Source organism: Bacillus sp. REN16 (assembly GCF_020731355.1).
Lineage (GTDB): Bacteria > Bacillota > Bacilli > Bacillales > Bacillaceae_L > Ferdinandcohnia.
The window spans coordinates 199,886-217,039 of sequence record NZ_JAJFZK010000005.1; the positions used below are offsets into that span (position 1 = coordinate 199,886).

21 protein-coding genes and 1 pseudogene are annotated in these 17,154 nt (G+C 38.0%); 21 read left to right on the forward strand and 1 reads right to left on the reverse strand.

From position 1 onward, the window contains the following. The first annotated feature begins 22 nt into the window (after positions 1-22). The 14 genes and pseudogenes from LKW28_RS08275 (at position 23) to LKW28_RS08340 (ending at position 9,030) form a co-directional block, all read left to right on the forward strand. Positions 23-610, forward strand: a complete 588-nt coding sequence (locus LKW28_RS08275; RefSeq protein WP_229139882.1) for a class D sortase — start codon at positions 23-25, stop codon at positions 608-610. A gap of 184 nt (positions 611-794) precedes the next feature. Continuing rightward, complete coding sequence (locus LKW28_RS08280; RefSeq protein ID WP_229139883.1) at positions 795-1,076, forward strand: late competence development ComFB family protein; 282 nt, start codon at positions 795-797, stop codon at positions 1,074-1,076. A gap of 3 nt (positions 1,077-1,079) precedes the next feature. Then, positions 1,080-1,784, forward strand: a complete 705-nt coding sequence (locus LKW28_RS08285) for a ComF family protein (RefSeq protein ID WP_229139884.1) — start codon at positions 1,080-1,082, stop codon at positions 1,782-1,784. 84 nt (positions 1,785-1,868) lie between these two features. Continuing rightward, positions 1,869-2,288 carry a TIGR03826 family flagellar region protein gene (locus tag LKW28_RS08290; RefSeq protein WP_229139885.1) on the forward strand — a complete coding sequence of 140 codons (420 nt, stop codon included), beginning with the start codon at positions 1,869-1,871 and terminating at the stop codon, positions 2,286-2,288. Positions 2,289-2,357: 69 nt separating this feature from the next. Then, positions 2,358-2,618 (forward strand): flagellar biosynthesis anti-sigma factor FlgM, encoded by a 261-nt coding sequence (gene flgM / locus LKW28_RS08295; RefSeq protein ID WP_229139886.1) that lies wholly within the window; start codon positions 2,358-2,360, stop codon positions 2,616-2,618. 20 nt (positions 2,619-2,638) lie between these two features. Then, a complete protein-coding gene (locus tag LKW28_RS08300) occupies positions 2,639-3,121 on the forward strand; it encodes a flagellar protein FlgN (protein ID WP_229139887.1) in 483 nt (160 codons plus the stop codon). Between the two features lie 14 nt (positions 3,122-3,135). Then, positions 3,136-4,689: a flagellar hook-associated protein FlgK gene (flgK, locus tag LKW28_RS08305; protein ID WP_229139888.1), complete on the forward strand. Its 1,554-nt coding sequence runs from the start codon at positions 3,136-3,138 to the stop codon at positions 4,687-4,689. Between the two features lie 9 nt (positions 4,690-4,698). Then, positions 4,699-5,577 carry a flagellar hook-associated protein FlgL gene (flgL, locus tag LKW28_RS08310; protein WP_229139889.1) on the forward strand — a complete coding sequence of 293 codons (879 nt, stop codon included), beginning with the start codon at positions 4,699-4,701 and terminating at the stop codon, positions 5,575-5,577. 42 nt (positions 5,578-5,619) lie between these two features. Beyond that, the gene (locus LKW28_RS08315) at positions 5,620-6,210 is read left to right on the forward strand and encodes a DUF6470 family protein (RefSeq protein WP_229139890.1); all 591 of its coding nucleotides are present in this window, start codon (positions 5,620-5,622) and stop codon (positions 6,208-6,210) included. Positions 6,211-6,353: 143 nt separating this feature from the next. Further along, positions 6,354-6,785, forward strand: coding sequence for a flagellar assembly protein FliW (gene fliW / locus LKW28_RS08320; RefSeq protein WP_229139891.1), 432 nt, complete (start codon positions 6,354-6,356; stop codon positions 6,783-6,785). A 12-nt stretch (positions 6,786-6,797) separates the two neighbouring features. Next, positions 6,798-7,031: a carbon storage regulator CsrA gene (gene csrA, locus LKW28_RS08325; protein WP_229139892.1), complete on the forward strand. Its 234-nt coding sequence runs from the start codon at positions 6,798-6,800 to the stop codon at positions 7,029-7,031. A gap of 198 nt (positions 7,032-7,229) precedes the next feature. Next, a pseudogene (locus LKW28_RS08330) lies at positions 7,230-7,436 on the forward strand (flagellin); the annotation flags it as partial. Between the two features lie 278 nt (positions 7,437-7,714). Next, entirely contained in the window at positions 7,715-8,572 is an 858-nt protein-coding gene (locus LKW28_RS08335; protein ID WP_229139893.1) for a flagellin, read from the forward strand. 359 nt (positions 8,573-8,931) lie between these two features. Next, positions 8,932-9,030: a flagellin gene (locus LKW28_RS08340; RefSeq protein WP_420708848.1), complete on the forward strand. Its 99-nt coding sequence runs from the start codon at positions 8,932-8,934 to the stop codon at positions 9,028-9,030. A gap of 443 nt (positions 9,031-9,473) precedes the next feature. Here LKW28_RS08340 and LKW28_RS08345 read toward each other — a convergent pair whose 3' ends face one another. Then, positions 9,474-10,427 (reverse strand): hypothetical protein, encoded by a 954-nt coding sequence (locus LKW28_RS08345; RefSeq protein ID WP_229139894.1) that lies wholly within the window; start codon positions 10,425-10,427, stop codon positions 9,474-9,476. A 152-nt stretch (positions 10,428-10,579) separates the two neighbouring features. Between LKW28_RS08345 and flaG the strand changes: the two genes are divergently transcribed. The 7 genes from flaG to LKW28_RS08380 all read left to right on the forward strand — a co-directional run bounded on the left by flaG (position 10,580) and on the right by LKW28_RS08380 (position 17,085). After that, positions 10,580-10,948: a flagellar protein FlaG gene (gene flaG / locus LKW28_RS08350; protein WP_229139895.1), complete on the forward strand. Its 369-nt coding sequence runs from the start codon at positions 10,580-10,582 to the stop codon at positions 10,946-10,948. 15 nt (positions 10,949-10,963) lie between these two features. Then, complete coding sequence (fliD, locus tag LKW28_RS08355; RefSeq protein WP_229139896.1) at positions 10,964-13,036, forward strand: flagellar filament capping protein FliD; 2,073 nt, start codon at positions 10,964-10,966, stop codon at positions 13,034-13,036. A 16-nt stretch (positions 13,037-13,052) separates the two neighbouring features. Then, complete coding sequence (fliS, locus tag LKW28_RS08360; RefSeq protein WP_229139897.1) at positions 13,053-13,454, forward strand: flagellar export chaperone FliS; 402 nt, start codon at positions 13,053-13,055, stop codon at positions 13,452-13,454. Further along, on the forward strand, positions 13,454-13,804 hold the full coding sequence (locus tag LKW28_RS08365; protein WP_229139898.1) for a flagellar protein FliT: 351 nt from the start codon (positions 13,454-13,456) through the stop codon (positions 13,802-13,804). The genes fliS and LKW28_RS08365 overlap by 1 nt, the downstream gene beginning before the upstream one ends. 151 nt (positions 13,805-13,955) lie before the next feature. After that, on the forward strand, positions 13,956-14,861 hold the full coding sequence (locus tag LKW28_RS08370) for a hypothetical protein (RefSeq protein ID WP_229139899.1): 906 nt from the start codon (positions 13,956-13,958) through the stop codon (positions 14,859-14,861). 453 nt (positions 14,862-15,314) lie between these two features. Further along, on the forward strand, positions 15,315-15,872 hold the full coding sequence (hpf, locus tag LKW28_RS08375; protein WP_229139900.1) for a ribosome hibernation-promoting factor, HPF/YfiA family: 558 nt from the start codon (positions 15,315-15,317) through the stop codon (positions 15,870-15,872). Positions 15,873-16,017: 145 nt separating this feature from the next. Then, on the forward strand, positions 16,018-17,085 hold the full coding sequence (locus LKW28_RS08380; RefSeq protein WP_229139901.1) for a GGDEF domain-containing protein: 1,068 nt from the start codon (positions 16,018-16,020) through the stop codon (positions 17,083-17,085). Positions 17,086-17,154 lie beyond the last annotated feature (69 nt).

Below are 17,154 nucleotides of genomic sequence, written 5' to 3' on the forward strand. Positions count from 1 at the left end.
ACGGATAAGGTGGTGTTTTCCAGTGAAAAGGTTTGTATATACAATTGCACTATTGTTCATCATCGGTGGAGTTTCATTGACAGGATACTCGATTTTTCAAATTTGGGATTCAAATCAGGCGCAAAAAGAAGCATTGGTTCAAGCGGAGGAACTGATTTCCACACCTCCAACCGAGGAAAAAGTAGAAAAGGAAATTATCATTCCAACCTTTAAAAAAGGCGAAACAATGGGAGTGTTAGAAGTCCCAAAACTCGGTGAAAAAATGCCAATCATCGAAGGAACAGATGAGAAGGAATTGGCGAAGGGTGTTGGGCATTATCTAGGCACCGCGCTACCGACTCAAAATGATCAAATCGTCCTCTCGGGCCACCGCGATACTTTATTTAGACGCTTTGATGAGCTTGAAATTGGCGACACCTTTGTTGTGAAATTAGAATACGGCGACTTTACCTACGAAATTGTCGATACGAAAATTGTGGATGCAGACGACCGAACCATCATCAAATCGACTGCACCAAATGAGGAGCTAATTGTGACAACTTGTTATCCATTCGGATACATTGGAAACGCGCCACATCGATTCATTTTTTATGCGGAAATGGTAGACTGAAATAGAACCCTTAGGTTGGATGTGAATCCAACTTAGGGGTTTTTACAATTATTTGCATATTTTTAAAGGGAATTTTACATTTATGTCAAATTAATTACTATTGAAAGTCGGATGGTCAAAATGATTTTTAGATTATGTTTATTATGTCATAATTAGATAAGATAGAGAGAATGGAGAGATTCGTGTGAAGGTTTTTAATGCTATGGAGCCGCTTGTAGCTGAAGCAATCAATGAAAACTGGTCTGAATACAGCTTGCCTTGCAAATGTGAGCAATGTAAAAATGATGTATTTGCCATCACGCTTAATAATCTGCCACCGCGTTATGTAGCAAAAGAAACGGGCATGGCGTATGTCCGAGCGCAATATTTTAATAAACAAATGATGGCCAACCTCTATGTGAAAATTGCGGAGGCCGTTAAAATCGTTGCGAAAAATCCTCAATGTGACAATATGAAAAGGAGCTGAACTATGTCTACATGCTTACTTTGCCACACTTATTTTGAAGAAGTGGATTCCTGGTCGACATTGTTTTCGTTGGCCGAGCCAGATCCACTTTGTTCTACTTGCAACGAAAAGTTTGAAAAAGTTGGCGGTGAAATTTGTGAGATCTGCGGACGACCTTTTTCGGAACTGTCTGATGAGTATCGTGAAGGAAACCTTTGCTTTGATTGTCTTCGCTGGGAAAAGGATCCACGTTGGCAAGGTGTGCTCACAAAGAACCGCTCAATTTACCTCTATAATGACTTTGCAAAAGATGTGATCTCCCTCTACAAATTCCGCGGTGATTATGTGATTTCTACTATTTTTAAAACCCCTCTGAAAAAAGCTTTCAAAACTCATTTTAATCCAACCTATTTAGTTGTTCCCATTCCATTAAGTAAAGAGCGTTTGTATGAACGCGGGTTTAACCAGGCAAAGGCGCTGGCAGAATTATTGGGTGTACCTGTGCATGATGTTTTAGCGCGTACCCATTTGGAGAAACAATCGAAAAAGAGCCGTGATGAACGGATTACTGGAGAAAATGTATTTCGAGTGATCAAAGCGGTTGGCGCTCAAGACATTTTGTTAGTTGATGATATTTATACCACTGGTTCGACATTACGGCATGCGTGTAAGGTACTGATAGAAGCAGGGGCGAAGTCGGTATCGGCGCTGACATTGATGAGGGGGTAATTATTTCAAATATCTGTCACTATAAACTCTCCGAAAACTACCGATATAATAGAAAGAAATAAGAGATTTAGGGAGAGAATCATCATGGCAGAACTAATGAATTGCCCGAATTGTGGCGCCCTTTTTGTAAAAACAAATCTTCGTGATGTATGCGAAAAATGCTATAAGGAAGAACAGGCTGCATTTGATACGGTCTATACCTTTATTAGAAAAAAGGAAAATCGCACAGCAACTATTTTCGAAACAGCTGAAGGAACAGGTGTTGAAGAAGAACTAATCATCAAATTCATCCGAACAGGTAAGCTGAAATTAGCACAATTCCCAAACCTTGGATATCCATGTCAAAAATGTCATACCATAATCAGAGAAGGGGTTTTATGTGAAGACTGCACCAAAGATCTTCGTAGCGAATTATCAGCCTTTGAAAAGGATGAAGAGCGTAAAAAGGAATTAAATGAACGTGATAAGGAGAAAGGAGCTTATTTCTCTGTGAAAAAGTTCTAAACCTTTTTTCGTTACTGTCGATATAAATAATAAAGACATAGAGAACGGAAAAGAAAGCGAGGTTTTATCATGAAAATTAACCAGTTCGGACCAGTTGGAATGAATCCATATAAAAAGCAAATGAACAAGATTGCTGCAACAGAAAAGTCAACTCAGACAGATAAAGTTGAAATTTCTTCAGCAGCTAAACAACTACAAGAATCGTCACCAATCACGGTTGCACGCCAGCAAAAGGTTGAAGCACTGAAGCAACAGGTACAAAACGGTACTTATAAAGTGAACGTAGAAGACACAGCAAAAAGTGTATACGATTTTTATTTTAAAAAGTAATGTGAGGATGAAGGGCCATTATGTCAGCTGAAAACTTAGTCGTGTTGCTCAAAAAAATACTTATTTTACACCAAAACCTACTTAAGCTATCAGAGCAAAAAACAGACATCTTGAAAAAAGGCGACATTGATGCTCTAAACGAACAAATGAAAGAAGAACAGAAATACATTTTAGCGATTAGACAATTGGAAAATGAACGGATTACAATTGTTGATAAAATGCTTGGACCTCGTGTTCAGGAAAAGACATTAACAAAATGTATTGAAGTCGCAAGTGAACCAGTTCGTTCGGAACTAGCAGGATTGCATGAAGAATTGGTTAAAGTGACTCACGATTTAAAGACCGTAAACGAATTAAATCAGCAGCTCACACATCAATCCTTACAGTACGTGAATATGTCATTGGACTTGCTACTTCCACAGGAACAAAACGCGGGTTACGGAAACCCAGCCGGAACAAAAGAAAAAAAGCAAACACGCTCGATGTTTGATTCTAAGGCTTAACGGAGGATGGAAAAATGGTATCAACCTTTCATGGACTAGAAACGGCACGCCGCGGCATGATGACCCAACAGAGTGCTCTATATACAACTGGACATAACATCGCAAATGCAAGTACACCTGGGTACACTAGGCAACGTGTTAATTTCACTCAGACAACTCCATACCCATCTCCTGGTCTAAATACAGCGAAAATTCCTGGACAGGTTGGAACAGGTGTTGAAGCTGGTACGATTCAACGTGTGCGCGAGAGCTTTTTGGACGTTCAGTTCCGCGGAGAGCAAACAAAAACAAGCTACTGGGAAACACGCGCGAAAGCCTTGGAAAAGATGGAAGAAATCATGAATGAACCAACTGATACCGGTCTTGCCAACACATTGAACCAATTTTGGCAATCGTTACAGGATTTAGCCGCAAATCCAGAGGATCAAGGTGCGCGTTCGGTAGTGCGCCAACGCGGTGAAATGGTAGCCAACACATTCAATTATCTATCAAACTCATTAACTGCGATAAAAGACGATTTCGGTAAACAAATCAGTGTAACTGTGAAAGCAGTAAACTCGCTTTCTGATCAAATTAGTAGGATAAATAAGCAAATTTCTGAGATTGAGCCAGTTGGTTATTTACCCAATGATTTATATGATGAACGTGATCGGTTAATTGATGAACTTTCAAAATATGTCGAGATTAAAGTTCACCCACCACGAAGCAGTGGCGGAGATTCGTTAGCTGTTGCTGAGGGGATTTTAGATATTTCCATCGTTGGTGAGGGTGGCCTAGAGACGAAGTTAATTGATGGCAGTACATTTAAAAAGCTTTCAGTTGTTCCCGCAATAGACTCCGATGGCGACCGCGTTAATGACGACCCAACTGGACCGATAACTGGATTTCAATTGGATGGACAAGATATACCTTTAGTTCGCAGCGGAGAAATGAAGGCGCTAGTGGAATCATATGGATATGTGGATAAGGACGGTTCGGAAAAAGGGATCTACTCCAAAATGCTAGATGATCTGGATAAAATGGCATATTCGTTTGTAATCCAGTTTAATGCTGTGCATAGTCAAGGGTATACATTAAAAACTTCCGTCGACGATAGTAAAAAAGGTGAAGATTTCTTTGAACAATTTACGAATGGTTATAAAAATGCTGCATCCACTATTAGTGTGTCCTCAAATATAGACAATCTAAGTAATATTGCTGCTTCAGATGCGCCAAATGAATCAGGAAATGGTAAGAATGCGAATAAGCTTGGAAATGTGAAAAATGAGGATTTTAGCAATATACCGGGATCTGAGATTAAGGCAGGAAGCATTCAATCCTTCTATGAATCTCTCATCGGTTCAATGGGGGTCGAATCGCAGGAAGCAATCCGAATGGCGGATAATTCTGCAGTATTGAAGGATTCAGTGGAAAACCGTCGCCAATCGGTAAGTGCGGTTTCCTTAGATGAAGAAATGACAAATATGATCAAGTTCCAGCATGCCTATAATGGTTCTGCGAGAATGATAACAGTACTCGATGAAATGCTAGAAAGAATTATTAACGGTCTAGGTACTGGTGGAAGGTAGGTGTAACCAATGCGTATAACACAATCAATGCTAACAAATAACATGCTGCGAAATTTAAGCAGCAGCTACGAGAGACTTGGTAAATTCCAGGGTCAACTAAATACTCAAAAGAAGATTACCAAACCTTCGGATGATCCGGTAGTAGCAATCAAAGGGATGCGCTATCGTACGGACCTTAAGGAAATTGAGCAATACCAGCGTAACTTGTCTGAAGGTTATAATTGGATGGAATCGGCCGATGATGCAATGGATAAAATGACTCAGGCACTTCATAGGGTGAGGGAATTAACGGTTCAGGCGAGTACTGGTACAAATGGTGCGGATGAAAAGAAGAATATTGCGATAGAAATTGAACAGTTAAAAGAGCATATTGCGACAATCGCTAATACGAAGGTTGGGAATAAATACATTTTTAATGGGGCTAACACAAATGAAGCTCCAGTCGATTTAACTTCCAATCAAATTTCGTCATCTACTAGTGATGTTTTACTTGAGGTCTCGAAAGGAGTTCAAATGAATGTAAATGTGAAAACATCGGACCTTTTAAAAGGCAGTAATACAAATGACATCTTTACAGAACTAGATTATTTAATAGATGATTTAAATTCTAACGGGGATGTTGGAAAATATCTTGAAACATTGGACTCGCACGCATCCAATGTTTTAGCGAATCGCGCGGACCTAGGGGCAAGGTATAACTGTATTGAACTTATCGATGACAGACTTCGTTCACAAGAGGTAATCGCAACCAAAATTATCTCTGAAAATGAAGATGCGGAAATGGAAAAGGTGATTATTGGTTTGACCACCGCAGAAGCAGTTCATCGTGCAGCGCTTGGAGTTGGGGCTAAAATTATGCAACCAACACTAATGGATTTTTTACGTTAAGCTATCTTTTTATGAGATAGCTTTTTTGATAGGAGTGGGACTATGGAGTTAGCTCAAATACGTTTACAATCTCAAAATGCTAAAATAGGAATTCGGACAACCCAACCCGTTCAGGAAATTCAGCAACCAAAAGCAAACTTATCGATTGAACAGCCAAAGGCAGAGTTAAGTATACAAACTAAACCTGGAAAATTAACGATTGATAAAACAGAAGCATGGGCGGATATGGATTTGAAACATATTTCGCGAAGAAACTCTGAAGCTGCTGATCAAGGCTATCAAGATTCACTTGAAGGAATAGCAAGGCGAGCGCAAGAGGGTAACGAACTTATGCGGATTGAAAACAGTGGTAGTCCAATAGCCCAAATTGCAAAACGTAATAGTGAAGGTCCTGAGCTCCAGTTTAATGTAGGATGGATACCATCACACTTTAGTGTTAAGACTAGTTATGATCCCGCGAAGGTAGATATTCAGGTGAAGGTGAATAAGCCTATCATTAATTCAAGTATTAATAAGCCAATTCACGAGTATGCACCTGGTAAGGTGGACGTAAATCTTGAACAAAGACAGTCATTGAAAATTGATTTTGCTAATTTAAAATATGTAGGTGTAAACTACGAGCAAGAGATCTAATTTCCTTCAGTAAAAATTCACTGAAGAAAATTAATGCTTCCGGCGGACGCCAAAGATTTTTAAAAGAAGTTTTCCGAGCATGCTCGGAAAAAATCTTTTCGCAAATACGCCAAGGCGTATTTGATTAGGAAGGTTGTGAAAAAATGAAAACAAAATATCATGGTGAGATACATATAGAGGAAAATGAAATTATTACGTTTGCGAATGGTATACCGGGCTTTTTAGAAGAAAAGAAATTTGTGATTCTTCAATTTGGTGAGGACTCCGGAATCTCTGTTATGCAGTCTGTAAGTAATTCAGAGTTAGCATTTGTAGTAACAAACCCGTTTTTCTTTTATCAGGAATATGATTTTACGATAGATGACCAAGTAGTAGAACAACTTAAGTTAGATTCTGAAAAGGATGTAACCGTTTATGTGATTTTAACTGTCCAGGATCCATTCGGAAAAACAACTGCTAACCTACAAGCTCCTATTGTTCTAAACAATAAAAAGCAATTAGGCAAACAGGTTATTTTAACAAACACTTCATATCAAACAAAACACAATATTTTCGAAAAAATTACAACGAAATAGGAGGTGGGAAAAATGCTTGTTTTAACAAGGAAAGTAAATGAGTCGATAAAAATAGGTGATGAGATTGAAATAACAATTTTATCTGTTAGCGGAGAACAAATAAAAATTGGAATTGACGCACCACGAACTGTAGAAATCCATCGAAAAGAAGTTTACCTAGATATTCAAAACGAAAACAATCAAGCCTCCCAAACCTCAATCGATCTTTTAAAACAGCTTAATATTAACTTTAAGAATGCCCGTTAATCGAAAAAAATTACGGGTGTTTTTATTCACAAAAATTTTGTAGAAAAAAATCTAAAAATCTATTAAACAAATACAAAACATGTCGATATAAAGGATGTAAAACAAATAAGTATAAAAGGCGGCCGACTTTTGAACTATTTGTCAATATATTAAATTCCACATGGACGTGGATACAAACATTCAAGGAGGAAACAAGAAATGAGAATTAATCACAATATTGCAGCACTTAATACTTATCGTCAGTTGAATAGTGCAGGTAATGCGCAATCAAAATCCATGGAAAAATTATCGTCAGGTCTACGAATTAACCGTGCTGGTGATGATGCTGCCGGATTGGCAATCTCTGAAAAAATGCGTGCTCAAGTACGCGGTTTAGACCAAGCTTCTAAAAATGCTCAAGACGGTAGACAAGAAATGCCGCGCTAAGCAGTAATGCTTAGATGAAAACTCCGTGAATTCGGTGGAACCCCAAACCAAACTAGTAAGAGTTGATGGTGGGCAATACCGAGCCAAGCCTAATGAATTGGTAAAAAGTAATTAGGAAGGTGTGACGGTCAGGTGGTGAGGAACCATACCAATAACCCACCCAAGAGCGCGGAGCACCCAATTAGGGGTGAAGATATGACCTGAACTTTATGGAAACATAAAGAAGCAGAGGATAAAAAGCCACTGCGATAACATAGTTGATTTCTCTAATTCAAACAGCTGAAGGTGCGTTAAACGAGACTCATGATATTCTTCAACGTATGCGTGAATTAACAGTTCAAAGTAATAATGATACAAATACAGCTGATGACCGCGCAGAAATTCAAAAAGAAATTGGTCAATTAGTTCAAGAAGTTGATGGAATTGCTCAACGTACGGAATTCAATACAAAGAACTTACTACAAGGTAAAGTTGGGCTTAAACTTGATGCGGTAGATGACGGAACTTTAGATACACTGGCACTTAGTTATGATGTAGATGTTACAAACGCAAAAGCTGGAACAACGTATACTTTTGGTCACACAAACGATTCCAATGCGATTACTTTATCTGACGGTACAACAACTCAACAGGTTACTGTTGGAACCGCTGGAGCATTTACTGCTGGTACAGTATTAGACTTCGATAAGCTAGGTGTAAAAATCACACTAAAACAGGGTGGCACATTTGGATCAGATGCTAGTGAGCTAGCATTAAATGCTAAAACGCTTATTACTGAAGAGGATGCTTCTATTAACTCCAGTGCAAAAATTCAAATCGGAGCAAATAGTAACCAAACACTAACTATATCTATTTCTGATATGAGTGCAAGTAGTCTAGGTTCGTCTGCTACACCTGCATTTGCATTAAATGGTGTTAACGTAACAAGTCAATCATTCGATGATAATTTAGCTGTAATTGACCAAGCAATTAAGGATGTCTCTGGTGAACGTTCTAAACTAGGTGCATACCAAAACCGTTTAGATCACACGATTAATAACTTAAACACTTCTTCTGAAAACCTAACGGCAGCGGAATCTCGTATCCGTGACGTAGATTATGTTTTAGCTGCTTAAGCAGTAACAAGCACAGTCGTCCTAGCTGGTAACGGCTAGAGATCATAATCGGGTGAATTGCTGGAAAACCCTTAGAGCTTTTCTTACCACAACGTAGTTGGAAACGACAAGCGTGATGGTTTGAAAAAAGAAAAGATTGGGCAATCAGCAGCCAATCTTCTGTCTCGAAAGAGTGGAGAAGGTTCAACGACTAGGATATACCATCTAAAGCGAAAGCTATGATGATGAAATCCATAGGTGAAACAATGGTCATCAGCATTGTGAATCCGAAGTGCCCGACCCCTACTAGAAACTTAGAGGGTGAAGATATAGTCTAGTCATTTGTGAAAGCAAATGTTCGCACGATGGCGAAAGAAATGATGAACCAAACTAAGAATTCTATTCTTTCTCAAGCAGCACAAGCAATGTTGGCTCAATCGAATCAGATTCCTCAAGGAGTTCTACAACTCTTGAGATAATGATTGAAGGGCGTCTAGCTTGGTAACGGGCTAGAGGATAACTGGGTGAATTGCTGGAACTTTCTAAAGCTTCATCAACCACAACGTAACTGGAAACGGTAAGCGTGCAGGTCTGAAAATGATGAAGATGAAACAATGGATAATCAGCAGCCAAGCTCCTGTTCCGAAAGGATGGAGAAGGTTCAACGACTAGAGAAGTACGGTCTAAGGCAAAAGCTATGACTATGAATCTCGTAGGGCAGCAAAAGCTGTTCGAAGTGCCCAGCTCCATGAAAACCATGGATGAAGATATAGTCTATTCTGTGACCGAAAGGCATAGCGGCAAAGCAAGCTAACCAACAACCACAAGGAGTTTTACAACTTCTTCGTTAATATTACCTTTTATTGGCTCCAGATGTTTTTCTGGAGCCAATGTTTTTGAAATTGTTTATGATTATGTCAAATTAGTTAACTTTTGAAGTTCTAAGATACTCGAAATACTCGATACTTTCTCCTTTAGTAAAGCCCGTGCTACTTTGGAAGAATGCTAAATAACACAATTCCTCTCTGTTAAATTCAATTTGATATGAATTCGTTTGTTTATTTCCATTGCGCAAATTGTTAATATAAAAATTGTAAACATCATTAATATTAATGTTTTTATTAATTTCATTTATCATTGTATGTAAAATTAGTTTGATATCACTTGTTGGCATCTCAAAGCTAAGTTCTGATGAAATATATAGTGATGTTCTATGGTGAGGAGGGAAAATAGTTGGGTCTATATTGTTTTGAAACATATCCTTACGCTTGATTACAATATACGGCCTTATGATTGATAAGAAATATAAGATGGATGGTTTATCATAAAGGACAAGTCGTTTCTTGCCATCAATGATAAATAAAACATTGTATTTTTCTTGTATTAGACCTTTAAGAAATTTAATTTCTTCGATAGAAAATGATTCTGTTGAAATAACTATTTTTTCTGGATTGTTTTTGTTTATTTTTAAATTGCCATCATCTTGGTACCACCATGCTAAGCATAATGGTGACAATACCCACTTTATTAAATGAAATGGTACCTTTTTCACTCCGTTGGGATACCATATCTTTTTTAACAAAACATACAAATTGTCAACAGTGGATTGAACATAATAAAGGTCTGAGTGACCAGCCACTAAACGATCATCAAAAACTCTTCTGAATTTAGGCGGGCTAAGTTTAATGTGTTCCCCTAGGCTTTGGTAACTAGTTAAACACCATAAACGGTCTTTTCTAGCATGTCCAAATCTAAATCGTGGTGATTTATTTTTTTCTATTAAAATATTGCCATCCCCTAGAAGCTTTCCTGTTAACATTTCTAATAGCCTGGGATCATAGTTTTGAATAAGATACTCAATTAAATTGACATCCATCAAATTCACCTCAAATGGCATAGTTAGGAACGTATGTTCCTGTGTTTTTATTATACCACTTTCTTTAATTATTAAAATCTTAATTTAATTTAAAATTTCCTTCGACATGCCGATATAACTAATAAAGGTCCGTTCGTTTAGGAGGAAATGATATGTCTATCGATAAAATCTCTTCTAGTACAACGATGAACTTCAACACAGACTACTTTCAACGAAAAATATCAAATGAAACTGAAAATAAAGGGGAAAGTGTTTCTGTCCCTCAACAAAAATTAAACCAGAGTGAAAAGGAAGACCCAAAAGACAACGTTAAACAGGTAATCGACAGCCTGAATAAATTTTTAGAACCCAATAACACATCATTAAAATTTGAACTCCATGAGGAACTTAATGAATATTACGTGACAATCGTAAACGATAAGACTCATGAAGTTGTTCGGGAAATTCCTTCTAAGAAAATATTAGATATTTATGCAGCGATGACGGAATTTCTAGGATTTGTTGTAGATAAAAAGATTTAAAGGCGGTGAGCACCAATGAATATGCGTATTGGTGGATTGGCAAGTGGAATGGATATTGACCAGATCGTGAAGGATTTAATGAAGGCCGAGCGGATTCCACTGAATAAAATGAATCAACAAAAGCAGGTACTTGAATGGCAGCGTGATGATTACCGTAGCATGAACTCTCTACTCCTTTCGTTACGTGACCTATCGTTTAATATGAAGCTTTCTTCCACATATCGTGCGAAAAATACAACATCTTCAAATGAAAGTAAGGTTACGGCAACAGCAAGTGCAGCTGCTGGAAATGTGGCATACACACTATCAAAGGTAGACAAGCTTGCGACAGCAGCTACAAAGGTAAATGCTGGGGATATAAGAAAGGATAAAGATTCCTTTGATACGAATGCAAGTATCTGGAGTCAAAAGGCTAATTTCGATAATACCGGCTTTAATTGGAAAAAGGGCGGACTTGTAAAGGAAACAAAAAAAATTACTGAGCCTAGTAAAACTGTAAACCTTAGTAATACGAATATAAAGATTGATCAAGAATCGATTGATAATATGCAAGTTAAGGTAAATGGAAAAAGTTATACGGTCGTAACTGATCCAACCAAGCTTAATGAGAATACTGTATTTTTAGACAGAACTAACATTGATAATCCCAAATTAACATTTGCAAATAATATTGAAAAAGGTAGCACTGTTTCAGTTGATTATTTTATTGATAACTACTCACAAGAAATAACAGTACCAAAGCCATCTGATACGGCTACGAATCCTAATACTACCTTCCAGCTCTCAAAGGGTTCCTTATCAACTGAGGGGATGTCCATAAAGGTTACTACTAAAGCTGGTGGAGAAACTACTTATACTCCAATCTATTCTACTAGTGATTGGGAGGCAATGACTGATAAAACGGGGTATGTGTTAGTTGATCAAGAAACAGGTAAACTAACATTTTCAACAAGCCTTGCAGAGGGCGATATCATCAAGGCCGATTATAAACAAAACTATTTTTCATTTGGTCTTGAAACCTTCAATGAAAATGGGGAATCGGTTAAAGAAACATTCTCTGTGGAAGGGTCAAGTTCATTATCAAGTATTATGAACCGAATTAGTAGTTCATCTGTTGGTGTGAATGCATTTTACGATGATTTTAAAGGTCAGGTTACTTTGACACGGTCTCAAACAGGAAACTTTAATACAGCTGGTGATGAAATCAAGATCACAGGCGATTTTCTAAATAATGTCTTGCAGTTTAGCGCATCTACCGAAACCGGTGGTAATAACGCAGAGTTTACAATCAATGGACTAAGCACGGAACGTCATTCCAATAATTTTACGATTAATGGTGTAAGTTTTACATTAAAGGATACATTCGATACTCCTGTAACCGTCGGGGTCACAACAAATACGGATACAGTTGTAGATAACATCGTTAATTTTGTTGAAAAATACAATGAAACCATAACAAAAATTAACGAAAAATTGAATGAAGAACGTTATCGTAGTTATCAACCGTTATCAAGTGAAGAGCGGGAAGCATTATCGGATAAAGAGGCTGAGCTTTGGGAGGAAAAAGCGAAGAGTGGTTTGATCCGACGTGATTCCATGTTATCGAGTGGTTTAAATCAATTCCGTATGGATTTGTATTCACCAGTAACGAATCTTTCGGTTGATTCTACTTTCAATCAGTTAGCTAGTATTGGGATAAAAACCACGGCTAATTATATGGATCGTGGGAAGTTAGAAATTGATAAAGCGAAACTTAAAGAAGCAATTGAAAAGAATCCGGAGGCAGTTGAAAAACTATTTACAGCAGATGGAAGTACTTATGCTGAAAAAGGTCTCGTTAATCGTCTATATGATAGTTTAACTGCAACAATGGACAAGGTAAGTGAGCGCGCTGGAAAATCCACTTGGACAACACAGAAATACACAATCGGTAAGAACCTTGACCGTTTGGATGATAGTATCGACCGTTTCGAAGACCGCCTTGTCCAAATCGAAGACCGCTACTGGCGCCAATTCACTGCAATGGAAAAAGCAATACAACGAGCTAATCAACAATCTGCATACCTCATGCAGCAATTTAGCTTTTAAAGGAGTGTAACGTAAAATGGCAATCGGAAATCCATATCAAGCCTATCAATCAAATTCAGTTACAACTGCATCACCAGGTGAGCTTACGTTAATGCTCTATAATGGTTGCATAAAGTTTATTAAACTTTCTCGCAAAGCGATTGAGGAAAACAATATACAAGAAAAAAATACTAACCTTCAAAAGGCGCAAAACATCATTCGTGAGTTCATGGTGACATTGGATATGAATGTGGAAGTGTCCAAAAACATGATGGCGATGTATGATTACATGAACCGTCGTTTGATGGAAGTGAATCTTAAGAATGACCTTGAAATTTTAGCTGAGGTTGAAGGCCTTGTAACTGACTTCCGCGACACATGGAAGCAGGTTATCCAAGTAAACCGCCAGCGCCAGCATGGTCAAGGTGGACAAATCTAGTGAATCCATTAGTTGAGCTATATCGGATCACGAAGGAATTACACGGATTGTTGAGTGAGCCTGTTCAGCAGGAAAAAAGAGATGCGTTGATCGAAGCGATCAATAGATTTCTGGATGAGCGCGAGCAGCTCATCTCGGACATCAAACCTCCTTACACAGAGGAAGAACAAAAACTCGGTACTGAAGTAGTCCAAATGAATGTCTTTATTGATGATAAACTTGAATCCCTGAAAAATGATATCCAACAGGACATTGCGAATCAAAAGAAGCGTAAAACATCCACAACAAAATACATTAATCCCTATCAATCAGCCCCTGCTGATGGGATGTTTTTTGATAAGAAGAAATAGGGGAATGCCATCTTTAACCGGATGGCATATCGTTTTTATAAATAAAATTCATAAAGAAAATCCCTCGACATTTGTTACTATCAGTCATAAAGATTTTTATTTCCAATAATAATTATTATGATATACTGAAAAAAGAAAGGATTGATGTGTATTGCCAGACTATGATTATTTATGGAAAACCGTCATCTCAGACCTCTTCGAAGAATTCCTCTTATTTTTTGCCCCTGATCTTTATGAAATGGTAGACTTCTCACACCCTCCCGAACACAAAGAACAAGAATTTCACAAAATTTATCCTGATGCCATTTCGAAAAATCGGGAAGTGGACAAACTAATTGGTGTGAAGTTAAAAGATGGGAAGGAACAATGGATTTTAATACATATTGAAATTCAAGGAGACCGTGAAGAAGATTTTCCGAAAAGGATGTTCCAGTACTACTATCGAATTTTGGATAGATATGATCAAGATCTTTATACCCTAGCGATATATTCTGATTCTTCCCCAACCTTTAAGCCCGACCACTACTGTACCCGATTTTTTGGAACCGAACTTACCTATACATATAATACCTACAAAATTTTAGATCAAAATGAAAAAGAGTTACTACAATCTAGAAATCCATTTGCATTGGCTATCCTTGCTGGACTATATTTAATTAAAGGTAAGAATCATCCAATTAAAAAGTTTGAATATAAAAAAGGGTTGGTTCGGCTTTTATTTAAGGAGTATGATTATCCTCGGGAAAAAGTTGAAATGTTATTGGTCTTTATTGACCATCTTTTAGTATTACCAGAAGAAGAATCAGGCAAACTAGCAGAAGAAATCTATCCATTTATTGAAAAGGAGGCTTTAGAAATGGGATTATCAATTGAGGACACTTCATTTGCGAAATATTACAAAAAGCAGGGCGTAGAAGAAGGAAAAAATTTGGGGAAAGTCGAAAGGTCATACGAAATAGCCCGAAACATGGTAAATGAAGGATTTTCAGTTGAAGTGATCAATAAAATGACGGGCATAGAAAAGGATGAAATATTAAAATTAATTAAAAGGTTATAAAATGGAGGGTACCATTATTTTTTCCCGAAATCCCCAATATTCCTCCCATATTTTGGACATACTACTACTGAAGGATCCTTCAAGCACTCCATCTAAGAAACCACACAAGTACCATTCATAACTCGCCTTAGACATGCATATATTTTTACACCTACACATATTGTTTACAAATTTACATTAACAGCAAACAGGAGGAGAATTTGGGATTACTATGTCCGTTTTCTGCTGGACGATGTACCTGTCTCTAACACCCAAGCCGTTTCCTTTACAATGTTTACAATTTCACAATTTCTTCAAATTTCCTAGAAAAAAAAGCAGGAATTGGGGAGGGGTGTGTAGAATTAGTACATATAACCTTAAATTAAAAAGGGTTATATTGTTACACAGGTTGGTTACCCTAAACAGGGTCTTGGCTGTGTCCAATGCATTAGAGTTTAAAGGAGGAGTTCATGTATGAATTACAACGTTCGTGGTGAAAACATTGAGGTAACTCCAGCATTGCGAGAATATGTGGAGAAGAAACTAGGCAAGCTTGAACGCTATTTTGACGGCACTCCAGATTCAAAAGTAAATGTTAATTTAAAAGTGAATAATGCAAAGGATCATAAAATAGAGGTAACGATACCTATGCCTCAGCTGTTACTTCGTGCAGAGGAATCTAATGAGGATATGTACGCGGCAATCGACATTGTGACCGATAAGCTTGAGCGTCAAATCCGTAAACATAAAACCAAAGTCAACCGTAAGCTTCGTGAAAAGGGTTCTACCAAAACAATGTTTGCTAATGGTGGAGCTGGCACTGCAACAGCGGTTCAGGAAGCAGAGGATGAGGATTACGAATTAGTTCGTACGAAGCGTTTTGATTTGAAACCGATGGACAGTGAAGAGGCAATTCTGCAAATGAATATGCTTGGCCACAACTTCTTCGTTTTCACTAACGCTGAGACGAATATTACCAATGTCGTATATCGCCGTAAGGATGGCAAATACGGCATCATTGAACCTAGCTAAATAACGAATCCAAAGAGTGCAGTCTAATCCATTAGGCTGCCTCTTTTTTGAGAAAAATAGGGGAAAACCCCCATAGCCAAAACGTTTTCCATCATAGATAATACAAGTACAAGCCTACCGATTCTTACATGAAGCAGGGATACCTATGACAAATATTCTACAACCCACTCTATCCAATATTGCGATCATTTTGTTCATGTATTTATGCATGAGCAGTTTGGTGTCGAATCGAAAGTCGATCAACAAGTATCTATTTTCAATGAGCGTTCTTATTGTTACCTCGGCGTGCGTCATTTTTCTCTTTTATTTGCCGATCCGCTATGAGGGGTACCTATTTGATCTTCGTCTTGTTCCTTTGGTGGTGTTCTCCCTTTTGTTGGGATGGAAGCATGCGATTCCTGCACTTGTGATTGCGGTTAGCTGGAGGCTCGGTATGGGAGGAGCGGGAGCTTTGCCGGGCGTGTTGTTTGGGATGACATTCCCTGTGTTACTGGCTCTTCTTTTTCATAAAAAAGATAGGGCGATGCCTAGCCCGATTTCGTTGGCTCTCTTAATGACGGCGAGCTGGCTGTTATCGGACCTGCCGATTCTTTTTCTTGTGCCGAATGGTCTAGAGGTGTTTCGTGAAATTTATCTTGTGCGGTTTTTTGGACTGCAGTTGTCTGCGTTTATCTTGTATTTTTTCATTTCCCAGCTGGACAGGGAAGTGGTGTTAAAGCGAAAACTCAAGTTTTATGCGGAACGTGATCCTTTGACCGGGCTTTATAATATGCGTTATTTTGAGAATCGGATTAAAAAAATGTCGAGCACACGTACTGCATATATCGTGATGATTGATATTGATCATTTTAAAAAGATTAATGATACGTTTGGTCACCTTAATGGTGATTCGGTTTTAAAAAATGTGGCAGCAACACTTTCGAATCTTATTCCGACACACTGTTCCGTACTTGGACGTTATGGGGGTGAGGAGTTTATTTTGTATTTAGAGGTGGATTCGAAGGAAAGGCTGATGAATCTTGTTTCTGGCATTCTTAGTGGGATAGAGCGAACTCCCTTTTATGCCGAAGACAAGAAGCTGAACATCACTGTGTCAATTGGGGTTGCGGAACTCAAGGATGCAACGAAACTCTATCAAGCCATTGAAAAAGCGGATAACTCCTTGTATGCGTCAAAGCAAAATGGCCGAAATCAAATTAGTTATGCGATGTAAGTATCCTTAGGGGTACTTTTTTCGTCTTTGTCGAAATGGCACTAATCACGAAACCCGATAATATTTTAC